Origin of the sequence: Mucilaginibacter inviolabilis, from assembly GCF_011089895.1 — a bacterium.
GTDB classification, from domain to species: domain Bacteria; phylum Bacteroidota; class Bacteroidia; order Sphingobacteriales; family Sphingobacteriaceae; genus Mucilaginibacter; species Mucilaginibacter inviolabilis.
In genome coordinates, this window is the sequence record NZ_JAANAT010000001.1 from 3,356,836 (window position 1) to 3,369,166 (window position 12,331).

The window sequence follows — 12,331 nt, forward strand, 5'->3', positions numbered from 1 at the left end:
ATCAAGTATCAAGACCTTATTTTAGCATTGCTAACAAAAGTACCGCTTATAGATTTGTACCCAAATCTTGATACTTGATACTAGCTACTTGATACCAAAAATTTGCTAAATCTTGATACTTGATACTAGCTACTTGATACTATCTCACTATATTAGCATCCTTTAATTTTACTCATGAATATATTTTACGGAACAGGGGTAGCCATGGTGACCCCTTTTCAGGCGGATGGTCAAGTTGACTACGAGGGTTTAAGAAACCTGATTGAACATTTGATTGATGGCGGGGTGCAATACCTGGTATCATTAGGTACAACCGGCGAAAGCGCCACATTGAATGCCGACGAGCGAAAGCAGGTTTGGGCATTTACCGCGGAGGTTGTCAAGAAGCGCGTAAATTTAGTTGCCGGCATAGGTGGCAACAATACACATGAGGTAGTTGAGCAAATCAAAGCATTTGATGTTACCGGTTATGATGCCATATTATCATCAAGTCCGCATTATAACAAACCTACCCAGGAGGGTATATATCAGCACTATAAAGCTATAGCACTGGCAGCACCACTTCCGGTAATTTTATATAACGTACCCAGCCGTACCGGCAGCACTGTAGCTGCAGAAACAACCGTGCGCCTGGCTCGCGATTTTAAAAACATCATTGGTATTAAAGAGGCTTCGGGAAATTTCGACCTGTTTAACCAACTGATGCGCGATAAGCCGGAAGAGTTTTTAGTCATATCTGGCGACGATCCGGTTACCCTACCTATGATGGCCATGGGCGCTGTAGGTGTGATATCGGTTATTGGCAATGCTGTACCCAAACCATTGTCGGCCATGATCAGCCTGTTGCTTAATAACGATTACAAAGCGGCGCAAAAGATAAACGCCAGCCTGGTTGAGTTTACCCGCTTAATGTTTGTGGAAGGCAATCCTGCCGGGGCAAAAAACGCGCTGAAACATTTAGGCGTTTGCGATGAACACCTGCGACTACCGCTGGTACCCGTAAGCAGCAAAATAGCCGATGCCATTAAACAGGAAACCAGCAAACTGTCATAAAACAAAATACGCTGAACAAAAAAGCCCGGTTATAGGATAACCGGGCTTTTTATTGGAATAAGAAAAATCCTACTAAGCTTCTTTATTTTTAGCTTCCTGAACTTCCAGACGGATAGCCTGAGCCAGGTTTTTAAGATCTTGCATACCTTTACGAACACGTGTTCCGGCAGCGCTGTTTCCTTTGTTGTAGAATTTGTCGGCGTCGGCCTCCAATGAAGCTACAAGCTCTTTTACTTCAGTGAATTTTTTCATTTAATTACTCCTTTTAAAATTATTGAGGTTTATTGTTTTAACTAAAGCTAATCTATAATGTTTTTTTTTAATTAAAAATTTTTGAAGCAAAAAAATACTGCCTTAAAAGTGGTTTTTTTCCACATTTTCAAGGCTTAATAAATATTTAAGCAGCTATATATTATATTAAAAACAAACATTAATAAAATATATTCTATAATATTTTATTAATAAAACATATTAAATACAAAATAACTTTAAATAATAATATTTTATATGATTTTAGTTAACAAAACACATATTTTAATACCATTCATATATTAAAAATTGTATTAAATGATTTTCTGCAATATATCCGGATAATGCTGGTGTGTTTTGATGATCAATTCGCCAAATAAGGTATTGGCCCAGGCAAACCATTTACGGGTAAAATCATCGGCATTATCCTTATTAAACGACTCATGCATAAAGCCCGTACCGGCATGCGTGGTTTTTAACAATCGCAAACACTCCGTGATCTCGTCTTTATGTGTAGACGTTAAACCACGCATAATAATGGCCATAGGCCATATATAACCTATACCCACGTGCGGACCTCCAATACCTTCGGCTACCTTGCCTTTAAAAAAGTATGGATTGTTTTCGCTCAGCACAAACTTACGGGTGTTTTGATATAGCAGATCAGTAACCGGCAACGAATCCAGGTAAGGCAGCGCCAATAAACTGGGCACGTTAGAATCGTCCATGAACAATTGATTGCCATAGCCATCCGCCTCAAAAGCCAATATTTTGCCATATTCCGGATGCTGGGCTACTGCATATTTTTTAAGAGCAGCGTCAACTTCGGCGGCAAGAGCACGGCAAGCGGCAGATGTTCCGCTATCATTACCAATGGTAGCGTACATTTCGGCCATTTGATTTAAACTGGTAACCGCAAAATAGTTTGATGGTATCAGGAATGGATAAATGGTAGCATCATCTGAGGGGCGGAAGATAGAGCAAATCAAACCGACAGGTTTAATAGGATTACCATAACCTCTGTTAGGTGCAGTGTCACTGGCTACTTCGGTTTTCCGTTGAAAATGATAAGGGCCTTTATCCTCTTTACGCTGCTGCTCCTTAAAGGTTTTCAGGATGATCTTACCAGCTTTTTGCCAGCTTTCATCAAAAAAGCTGCTGTCGCCGCTGATTTTCCAGTAGTTATAAGCCAATCGTACAGGATAGCAAAGGGAATCGATCTCCCATTTGCGTTCATGTAACTCTGGTTTCATATCAGTACGATCGGTATCCCATTCACTGCCGGTTGGGCCCTGATTAAAGGCATTGGCATAAGGGTCTATCTGTACGCACTTAGCCTGGCGGCTCAATACCCCCAATATCAGTTTTTGTAGGGCAGCGTCAGTCTTGATCAGAGGCAAATACGGCCAAACCTGTGCCGATGAGTCGCGCATCCACATGGCGTTTATATCACCGGTAATTACAAATGTATCTGGCTTACCATTGGCTTCTGAATAATTTACGGTAGTATCCAGGGTATTGGGATAGCAGTTTTCAAACAGCCAGGCCAGTTCCGGATCTTTAATATCTTTTTTCACCTTTTGAATGATGGCTTCGACCGCCTTACTGGTAAATTTACGATCGGCCAGTTTAGGGCGTTTACTTTCAAAAGCAGGCAAAGTACTGGCAAATAACGACGGTGTAACACCCAGGGTAATACCCGCGGCGGCTACGCCGTTCAGTTTGATAAAATGTCTTCTGGTGAGCATAAAGATTTTTTAATGGTAGCCGTAAAAATATAAAAGCCTTTGGTTATCCGAAAGACATTCGGATTTTATTTTAAAAGGTTTTAGCATCAATGGGAGGGCTGTCATCCTGAGCCTGTCGAAGGATCGCGCGTAGAGGCCTTCCCACCATGCTTCGACAGGCTCAGCATGACACCCGCCCTTTGTTACTTGAGAATAAAAGATTTTTTTTTCCGTTGCCTGTGTCCTCGCAGGCAACTTATTACTACCAAACATAAAGGCAAATCGCCTGTGTCCCCACAGGCGACGGGAAAGAGCGGCTCTCTTCCCTTTGTCATCCTGAACGCAGTGAAGGATCTGTTGTAAAAGATGCAAGGCGTATAATAGATGCTTCACTACGTTCAGCATGACAAAATTTTGTTATCAAACAACAAAGGCGCCTATCGGCGCCTTTGTTGTTTGAGGGTTAGAGAGATTACACTCCCAGATCTTTCATAATCGTATCAATTTTCGCTTCCAGCTGATGATCAGTTTCGTGGTAAGCGGCTTTGCTGGCCAGTTTACCGTTTACGCTGCAATAAAATTTAATCTTAGGTTCGGTACCTGAAGGACGGGCAGAAATGATGCTTCCATCTTCGGTGATAAACTGCAGCACATCTGATTTGGGCAATTCCAGCGCTTTAGTAGTATTACTGTTCAAATCGGTTTCCACACCTTTTTCATAATCTTTTAGGGTGATCACCTTTGAGCCGCCTAATGTAGCCGGTGGATTGTTTCTGAACTTATCCATCATCGCCACAATCTCTTCGGCACCGGTTTTACCTTTTTTGGTAATGGAGATCAACTTTTCTTTATAGAAACCATATTGTATATAAGTATCAATAAGGGCCTCAAACAGACTGGTGCCTTTATCCTTATAATAGGCGGTCATTTCGGCAATAAAGGCGCTGGATACGACGGCATCCTTATCACGTACCAACTCTCCTATCAGGTAACCGTAGCTTTCTTCGCCACCACCAATAAAAGTTTGCTTGCCTTGTAATTTGGTCATCAGCTCGCCAATATATTTAAAGCCGGTAAGCGTATTATAATAGGTAACGTTTTTGGCTTTAGCTATCGCTTCGATGAGGTTGGAAGTTACAATCGTTTTAACGATATACTCCTTGCCGGTAAGTTTTCCCTTATCCTGCCATGCGGTTAACAGGTAATTAATGAGTAAACTGCCGGTTTGGTTGCCATTCAACAGTATAAATTCGTTCTGATCATTTTTCACGGCGATACCTACACGGTCGGCATCCGGATCGGTTGCCAGTACCAGGTCGGCATCGGTTTCCTGTGCCTTTTTCAGAGCCAGGGTTAAGGCTTCTTTTTCTTCGGGGTTTGGATATACTACCGTTGGGAAGTTACCATCGGGTGTGGTTTGTTCGTCAACCAGTATCACATTCTCAAATCCAAAAAGCTCAAGGGCTTTAGGCGTTAAGGTGATACCTGTGCCATGAATTGGCGAGTATACAATTTTAAGATCCTTTTGTCTTTTGATAGCTTCTGGCGATACCGAAAGCTTTACAATTTCCGATAAGTACAGATCATCGATATCCTTACCTATGGTTTCTATATTTTCTTCAACGCGGTTAAATTTAACCTCATCAATACTTTTTATGGCCGCTACTTCGTCCATTACCGCCTTATCATGCGGTGATACTAGCTGCCCGCCGTCGTCGCCATAAGCTTTATAACCATTATATTCTTTGGGATTATGCGATGCGGTAAGCATTACCCCGCTTTTGCAACCCAGGTGACGTACCGCGAAGGATAGCTCTGGTGTTGGGCGCAGCGCTTCAAAATAATACACATGGATACCGTTTGCCGAAAAAACTTCGGCTGTGGTAGAAGCCAGGAGATCAGCATTATTACGACTATCGTGAGCGATAGCTACTTTAATTTTTTCTCCGGGATATGTCTTCTTCAGATAGTTGGCCAAACCCTGGGTAGCAGTACCAATGGTGTACTTGTTAACACGGTTTGAGCCAGGCCCCATAATACCGCGAAGACCACCCGTTCCGAATTCCAAATCCTTATAAAACGAATCTGTTAATTCTGTATATGCCTTATCATCCAGTAATTTTTGTATCTGTTGTTTAACATCAGCATCGTAGCTGCCTTGAAGCCATGTATTTACCTTTTGTAGTACGGAGGGGTCTAATTCTTGCATGTGTACCTATATTAATGGATAATTTGTTAAAATCAGTTTGATAACAAATATGGTAATAAAATGTGTGCGTGCAATTGAACAATAAAATATTTTGTGGTGGTTACACTTATACGTCATTGCGAGGTACGAAGCAATCTCTACACAAGCAGGTTAACCATAAAAGGCCGCTCTGTAAAGTATAGAGATTGCTTCGTACCTCGCAATGACGCGTTTTTTAGACAAAAAGAAAAGCCCCGGCAAACCGGGGCTTTTCTTTTTGTCTTATTGAGCTACATCGGCATAACTCGTACCAATACGTATCTTTTTAACGATATGGGTGGCCTGTGAGGAATCACCGCCATATACGCCCCATTTCGGATCGCAGTAATCGCTGTCAAAAGTGCGGCAATAGTAGCGCTGACTATTATTGGTAAATGTTTGTTTCACCCCGTTATACCACAGTTCAATATAGCCGTCGGTAGCGCTATCTGATAATTTGATACGTAAAACAAAGGATTGCCAGGTGCTCAAGGCAAGCGGAATTGACCAGGGCACACTGGCCACATGATTAATATCAAAATACTGTAGCTCCAGATTGCCGTTATTGGTGCGCAGCATTAATGGGTGATTAGCTGTAGTACTGGTAGGATATGATTTCCACTGGAATACGGCATCCGTTTTTAACGTAGCAGGCATATACAGTTTGTCTGTCCACCCGATGTAAAACTCAGAGCCAATTTGCGCCTGGTAATTTTTGGCACCATGCCCCTCAGTTCGGTGACTGCCTGCCGGTTTGGTAAACTGCCAGCAAAGAGTGCCGGTTTCGTCGGTAACGGTGGTCATCGCACCCGAGCCTTCAATGTTCACATCCTTCCACACATTACTTGAGCCAAGGGAGGCATCACCATTAAATAATAGCGACATAGTGCTCAATTTCCCATTAATTTGTGCAGCATCGCCTCCATTACTTACTGGATTGGTCTTTACATCTTTGGTACATTGCGATAGCAATAGCACGCAACCTGCCCCCAAGGCAGTTGCCATTAGTTGAATTTTTCTCATTCTTCTTTAGTTTATAGATGGTTTATAATATATTTACGCAACCGGTTGTGTAAATATATAAAATTAATTCACAAAAGAATTTTTATTGTAATTTATTGTGTGTCAGAAAGATTATTTATCGAGAGAATAAATGATAAATTAGATGCTTTTCCAGGAACAAACGTACAATGCAAGCATGAGCATAGAGGATCGTTATAAATTAAATAAAGAAATTACCTTAATTGATATAGCCAATGAATTAAATGTTTCAAAAAGCACCGTATCACGTGCCCTGCAGAATCATCATTCGATTGGTGCCGCCACCAAGAAAGCAGTACGGGAACTGGCCGAAAAATATAATTACCAACCCAACACTATTGCCTCCAGCTTATTTAAAAAATCAACTAAAACTATAGGCGTGATTGTGCCTATCCTATCCCATTACTTTTTTTCGACAGTAATAGCGGGGATAGAAGAAGTGGCTTATAAAGCAGGCTATAAGGTAATCATTTGTCAGTCGCAGGAATTATATGAACGAGAGGTAATCGTATCCAAAACGTTATTATCGGCCAAGGTGGATGGGTTGATCGTATCTGTTTCAAAAGAAACTGTTGATATGGATCATTTCCAGTCGTTTTTGAATAAAAACATCCCTTTAGTTTTTTTTGACAGGTTACCTGACGGCATCCAAAGCAACAGTGTATCTGTAGATGATTATGAAGGTGCTTTTAAAATAGTAGAACATCTGATTGAGCAAGGATGCAAGAATATCGCCCACTTTACCGGACCTTTAAACATTATGCTGGCGCAAAACAGACTACAGGGATATAAGGATGCCTTGCAAAAACATCATATCCCAGTGAACGAGGAGTTGATTTACGAATGCGGTTTTGAAAGGGCCCAGGGAATAAGCACTACAGAAAAACTGCTGAATGATCAGGTTTCTGTCGATGCCATATTCGCGGTTTGCGATCCGGTAGCCATTGGCGTGATGCTTACCTTAAAACAAAAGGGCATTAAGATACCACATGACATTGCGGTTGTTGGCTTTAATGACGATCCAACGGCTACCGTTATCGATCCTCCCTTAACAACGGTTGCTCAGCCGGCGTTTGAGATTGGCGTAGCAGCAGTTAATATTTTTTTAAAACAAGTTATTGAGCCAGGTGGAAAATATACCAAAGAGGTATTAAAAACGAATTTGACTATCAGGCAATCCAGCGTTTTGAAAAAAGCAAATCAATAACTCGATCTCCACAGAGTCCAATTTCAGCCCAATATAGTTTCTCTGTACAGCAAAGAGATTGCTTCGTTCCTCGCAATGACACACTTTATAGTAACACAAAAGGCCACAATTTCCTGTGGCCTTTTGTGCTTTATGTTTCAAGAAAGAACCTAAGCTATCTCCAGCTTATTTTCTTTATAGTAACCAGATCTTAGTTTTTCGGCCATTTCGCTGTAGGCATCAAGGGTACGTTGAACATCCTCTAATGAATGCGCAGCGGTTGGTATAATGCGTAATACGATCAAGCCTTTAGGAATAACCGGATAGATCACAATAGAGCAGAAGATACCATAGTTTTCGCGCAGATCGCGGGTAAGGCTGGTAGCTTCAAACAGATCGCCCTTTAAAAATACGGGAGTTACCATAGTATTGCTGGAGCCCAGGTCAAAACCACGCTCTTTTAAACCTTTTTGTAAGGTAGAGGCAATCAGCCATAGCTTTTCACGTAGTTCAGGCTGAGATTTCAGCATTTCAAAACGTTTCTTCAAACCCATTACCATAGGCATAGGCAACGCTTTGGCAAATGTTTGCGAACGCATATTATAACGCAGAAAATGGATGATCTGCTCATCGGCAGCTACAAAAGCGCCTATACCAGCCATTGATTTAGCGAATGTGGCGAAGTAAACATCAACGCCATCAACACAATCCTGCGCTTCGTGTGTTCCGGCTCCTGTGCTGCCCATGGTACCAAAACCATGCGCGTCATCAACCAATATGCGGAAATCGTATTTCTTTTTAAGTTCTATTATTTCTTTCAGCTTGCCCTGCACTCCAGACATGCCAAAAACCCCCTCGGTGATCAATAAGATACCACCGCCGGTTTGTTCGGCTAAACGGGTAGCACGTTCCAATTGCTTTTCGCAGCTTTCTACATCGTTATGCTGATAAACAAAACGCTTGCCCATATGCAGACGCACACCATCAATGATACAGGCATGTGACTCGGCGTCATAAACAATAACGTCGTTCCGGTCAACCAGCGCATCTATAATAGATACCATACCCTGGTAACCATAGTTCAATAAAAAAGCAGCTTGTTTACCTACAAATGAGGCCAGGTTGTTTTCCAGTTCTTCATGATGAATGGAGTTACCAGACATCATGCGAGCTCCCATTGGGTAAGCCATACCATAATCGGCAGCGGCTTTCGCATCAGCTTCCCGTACTTCGGGGTGATTGGCCAAGCCCAGATAATTGTTCAGGCTCCAGATCAAATGTTCTTTGCCGTTGAATTGCATATGCGGGCCAATCTCTCCTTCCAGTTTAGGGAATGAAAAATAACCGTGCGACCATTTTTGGTGCTGACCGATAGGGCCGCCAGAGTTTTTTGTTATTTTGTCAAATAGATCCAAAATAGTATGCTTTTGAAGATAGTATTTTAAAACACAAATATAGCCGTTTATCCTGCTTGCAGCAATAGCTATAACTTTTTAGAATAGGTTATAACTAAGTAGCAAGTATCAAGTAGTTAGTATCAAGCCTTTGCCTCAAAAATGTTACATCTATTTTTAAAAACCAAAAGCCATTATAAGGGAGTTGTTTCTTATAATGGCTTTTCAATTATCTTGCTACTTGATACTAACTACTTGATACTAATCAGCGTTATCATGCAGGAAAGAGTTGTTTTTGCGGATCTCGGTATTGCCTTCGTTATCCGGCATCAGGCTGAACCTGGAGATCTGGCTTTCGTCAGACTGCGGGGTTTCCTGAAGCGCTATTTCCTTACGTTTGTAGGCAGGTACATTTTCCAGTTCCTGTATATTACCACTGCGTAGTTTCATGCTCAGATCTTTCAACCTCATGATGCGCTCGCGCGATTTTTTCAGCTGCTCCTCGATAGATTCATTTGTTTTATGATCATCGGCACCAACAACTGGTTCGGGTTCCGGAGTCGGAGCTGGTGGTTCAGGTCTCCTTTCTTCCCTTACCGGTGTGTATGACTCTGGTTCACTCATTTTAAAAGTGAAGCCTGCGGTATCTGGTTCATGATCATCCTCTGCTTCTTCCTCATCCAGGTTATAACGCATTACCACCTCTTCTTTTTCTTCAGAACGGCCGGCAGCAAACATATCAAACAAACCGGTTTGTTTTGGCTCATCCTTTGGCTTAATATAAGGCTCGGCAGTAGCAGTGGCTTTAACCGGGTTGATAAACTCATTTACCGGTTTTACCAAAGGTTTTACCTCAGGCTCCAGCATAGAGATGATCTTTTTATTGCTGTTCTCTTTTTCGCGTTCATCCTTGGTTTGGAAACCGGTAGCGATAATGGTAACCGATAATTGGTCGCCCAGGTTATCGTCCACGCAATTACCCCAGATCAGGTCAGCAGCCAAGCCAGCTTCTTCCTGGATGTAATCAGTAATAATGCTTACCTCATCCATGGTTACTTCATGTATACCAGAGCTGATGTTAAGCAATATATAACGTGCACCTTCAATTTCATTATCTTTTAACAATGGTGATGCCAGTGCGCCTTCAACCGCTTTTAAAGCACGGTTCTCGCCTTCGGCAGAGCAGCTGCCCATGATAGATACACCGCTATCTTTCATTACGGTGCGCACATCCTTAAAGTCAACGTTGATATAACCCGGTAAGGTTATGATCTCGGCGATACCTTTAGCGGCAGTTGTTAATATATTATCGGCCTGCGCAAAAGCAGAGCTCATGGTTAAGTTGCCGAATATCTGGCGTAGCCTGTCGTTTGATATCACCAGGAACGAATCGACATATTTTTTCAATTCTTCCAAACCGGCATCAGCCTGCATTTTACGGCGTTTACCTTCAAATGAAAACGGCGTAGTGATGATACCTACCGTTAATATATCCATTTCACGGGCCGCTTTGGCAATGATAGGGCTTGCGCCTGTACCTGTACCACCGCCCATACCTGCTGTAATAAACAACATTTTGGTATTTACTCCCAGCATCTGCTTAATATCGTCGATATTCTCAATAGCTGAGTTTTTGCCCACCTCGGGTATTGAACCGGCACCCATTCCTTCAGTAAGACTAGCGCCCAACTGTACCTTGTTAGGTATAGGACTTAACTCCAGCGCCTGGGCATCAGTGTTGCAAATTATAAAGTCAACACCGGTAATTCCCTGCCTGTACATATGGTTCACCGCGTTACCGCCGCCACCGCCAACACCAATTACTTTGATGATTGACGATTTTTCTTTTAACATCTCAAACTGCATAATCTTCGTTTTCAGCTATATGTGATTCAACCAATATTTAGATTTTACCATCGTAATAATAATACTTTTTCCACAAAGGTTTTCCACAATTGTCTATAATGTGGAAAAGTTGCTTTATGTGTAAAACTTTGTTCTTAGTATCGAGTAGCTAGTATCAAGTATCAAGATTTTAAAACCGTAAAAAGTAAAATTGTCGTGATACTTGATACTAGCTACTTGATACCAATGTGCTACTTGATACTAAAAATTACTTCAAAAAATCCTCGTCGTTTATATCATCTTTTATAAACGTGATACTTTTTTTCAATAGCCTGTCAAACAAGCCACCTTCTTTTTTGGGCTCGTATTTTGGCTTTTCTGTTCTTGTATCTGCTACAGGCGCCGCGGTCATGTACTCTGTTTTCTGGATACCTTTTATCAGCAAGCCAATGCCTGTGGCAAAAGTCGGGCTCTGCAGCTCCTCATAAATATTTTTCGGCAGCACTTCGTTTTTGGCCAGGTGCTCGGTAGGGTAACCTACACGGCAATCTAACCCAGTAACAAACTCCACCAACTGACGCAGGTGTTTTAACTGTGCACCGCCACCGGTTATTACAATACCGGCTATCAGTTTTTTCTCGTAACCTGATGATTTGATTTCGTAGTATACATGTTCTACAATTTCTTCCATGCGGGCCTGTATCACGTAGGCCAGGTTTTTTACCGAGATCTCTTTTGGCTCGCGGCCGCGTAAACCGGGTACACAAACAATTTCGTTCTCTTTATTTTCATCAGCCAGGGCCGATCCAAACCTTACTTTTAACTGCTCGGCGATGTTACGCATTACCGAACAACCCTCGCGGATATCCTCAGTTACGCTGTTACCACCAAATGGGATAACCGCCGTATGACGGATGATACCTTCGTGGAATATAGCCACATCGGTAGTACCACCACCAATATCTACCAGTACCACACCCGCTTCTTTTTCCTCTTCGCTCAGTACCGATTCTGAAGAAGCCAATGGCTCCAGGATCAGGTCCTGGCTATCCAGGGTAGCCTTGTTAACACATTTTACGATATTTTTGATAGCCGTAACCTGACCGGATATGATGTGGAAGTTAGCTTCCAGACGTACACCAGCCATACCAATCGGGTCTTTGATACCCGGCTCGTTATCTACCGTAAATTCTTGCGGCAACACATGGATGATCTCCTCGCCCGGAGGCATCACCAGGTTGTACATATCTTCGATCAGTTTATCAATATCCTTACGACCAATTTCTGATTGCAGGTCACGACGGGTTATCAAGCCACGGTGCTGCAGGCTTTTGATATGCTGGCCCGCTATACCTACAAACACAACTTTAATATCTACATTGGATTGCGCCCCGGCTACATCAACCGCCAGCGAGATCCCTTGTACTGTTTTATCAATATTTGATACCATACCACGGGTAACACCCGCAGATTCGGCCTTGCCAATTCCTAATACCTCAATCTTCCCGTTCTTGCTCCTGCGCCCAACAATGGCGCATATTTTAGTCGTTCCGATATCCAATCCTACTACAATTGGCGAACTTTTGTCTTGAGTTGAGCTTTTGTCCAT

Annotated in this window: 10 protein-coding genes; 2 read left to right on the plus strand and 8 right to left on the minus strand. The window is 42.3% G+C overall.

Features of this window, described 5'->3' with window-relative positions; all coding sequences use genetic code 11:
* The first annotated feature begins 174 nt into the window (after positions 1-174).
* Positions 175-1,053 (plus strand): 4-hydroxy-tetrahydrodipicolinate synthase, encoded by an 879-nt coding sequence (gene dapA, locus G7092_RS13765; protein WP_166090225.1) that lies wholly within the window; start codon positions 175-177, stop codon positions 1,051-1,053.
* A 72-nt stretch (positions 1,054-1,125) separates the two neighbouring features.
* Here dapA and G7092_RS13770 read toward each other — a convergent pair whose 3' ends face one another.
* The 5 genes from G7092_RS13770 to G7092_RS13790 all read right to left on the minus strand — a co-directional run bounded on the left by G7092_RS13770 (position 1,126) and on the right by G7092_RS13790 (position 6,279).
* Entirely contained in the window at positions 1,126-1,305 is a 180-nt protein-coding gene (locus tag G7092_RS13770; RefSeq protein ID WP_022830046.1) for a BF3379 family histone-like protein, read from the minus strand.
* Positions 1,306-1,616: 311 nt separating this feature from the next.
* A complete protein-coding gene (locus G7092_RS13775) occupies positions 1,617-3,050 on the minus strand; it encodes a glycoside hydrolase family 125 protein (RefSeq protein ID WP_166090227.1) in 1,434 nt (477 codons plus the stop codon).
* A 9-nt stretch (positions 3,051-3,059) separates the two neighbouring features.
* On the minus strand, positions 3,060-3,434 hold the full coding sequence (locus G7092_RS13780) for a hypothetical protein (protein WP_166090229.1): 375 nt from the start codon (positions 3,432-3,434) through the stop codon (positions 3,060-3,062).
* Between the two features lie 67 nt (positions 3,435-3,501).
* Positions 3,502-5,238, minus strand: coding sequence for a phospho-sugar mutase (locus G7092_RS13785; protein ID WP_166090231.1), 1,737 nt, complete (start codon positions 5,236-5,238; stop codon positions 3,502-3,504).
* Between the two features lie 261 nt (positions 5,239-5,499).
* A complete protein-coding gene (locus G7092_RS13790) occupies positions 5,500-6,279 on the minus strand; it encodes a heparin lyase I family protein (RefSeq protein ID WP_166090233.1) in 780 nt (259 codons plus the stop codon).
* A gap of 175 nt (positions 6,280-6,454) precedes the next feature.
* Here G7092_RS13790 and G7092_RS13795 point away from each other — a divergent pair, with 175 nt between their 5' ends.
* Positions 6,455-7,504: a LacI family DNA-binding transcriptional regulator gene (locus G7092_RS13795; RefSeq protein ID WP_166090236.1), complete on the plus strand. Its 1,050-nt coding sequence runs from the start codon at positions 6,455-6,457 to the stop codon at positions 7,502-7,504.
* 149 nt (positions 7,505-7,653) lie between these two features.
* Here the strand turns inward: G7092_RS13795 and G7092_RS13800 are convergent, their stop codons facing one another.
* The 3 genes from G7092_RS13800 to ftsA all read right to left on the minus strand — a co-directional run bounded on the left by G7092_RS13800 (position 7,654) and on the right by ftsA (position 12,331).
* A complete protein-coding gene (locus G7092_RS13800; protein WP_166090239.1) occupies positions 7,654-8,898 on the minus strand; it encodes an aminotransferase class I/II-fold pyridoxal phosphate-dependent enzyme in 1,245 nt (414 codons plus the stop codon).
* Between the two features lie 240 nt (positions 8,899-9,138).
* Positions 9,139-10,743 (minus strand): cell division protein FtsZ, encoded by a 1,605-nt coding sequence (gene ftsZ / locus G7092_RS13805; RefSeq protein WP_166090241.1) that lies wholly within the window; start codon positions 10,741-10,743, stop codon positions 9,139-9,141.
* A 247-nt stretch (positions 10,744-10,990) separates the two neighbouring features.
* Positions 10,991-12,331 carry a cell division protein FtsA gene (gene ftsA, locus G7092_RS13810; protein WP_166090243.1) on the minus strand — a complete coding sequence of 447 codons (1,341 nt, stop codon included), beginning with the start codon at positions 12,329-12,331 and terminating at the stop codon, positions 10,991-10,993.

What these genes read in the sequence shown, in the direction of transcription:
- ftsA (WP_166090243.1), bottom strand. Translation starts at nt 12,331, where the DNA reads ATGGACAAAAGCTCAACTCAAGACAAAAGTTCGCCAATTGTAGTAGGA.
- G7092_RS13770 (WP_022830046.1), bottom strand. Translation starts at nt 1,305, where the DNA reads ATGAAAAAATTCACTGAAGTAAAAGAGCTTGTAGCTTCATTGGAGGCC.
- G7092_RS13785 (WP_166090231.1), bottom strand. Translation starts at nt 5,238, where the DNA reads ATGCAAGAATTAGACCCCTCCGTACTACAAAAGGTAAATACATGGCTT.
- G7092_RS13790 (WP_166090233.1), bottom strand. Translation starts at nt 6,279, where the DNA reads ATGAGAAAAATTCAACTAATGGCAACTGCCTTGGGGGCAGGTTGCGTG.
- dapA (WP_166090225.1), top strand. Translation starts at nt 175, where the DNA reads ATGAATATATTTTACGGAACAGGGGTAGCCATGGTGACCCCTTTTCAG.
- G7092_RS13775 (WP_166090227.1), bottom strand. Translation starts at nt 3,050, where the DNA reads ATGCTCACCAGAAGACATTTTATCAAACTGAACGGCGTAGCCGCCGCG.
- G7092_RS13780 (WP_166090229.1), bottom strand. Translation starts at nt 3,434, where the DNA reads ATGCTGAACGTAGTGAAGCATCTATTATACGCCTTGCATCTTTTACAA.
- ftsZ (WP_166090241.1), bottom strand. Translation starts at nt 10,743, where the DNA reads ATGCAGTTTGAGATGTTAAAAGAAAAATCGTCAATCATCAAAGTAATT.
- G7092_RS13795 (WP_166090236.1), top strand. Translation starts at nt 6,455, where the DNA reads ATGAGCATAGAGGATCGTTATAAATTAAATAAAGAAATTACCTTAATT.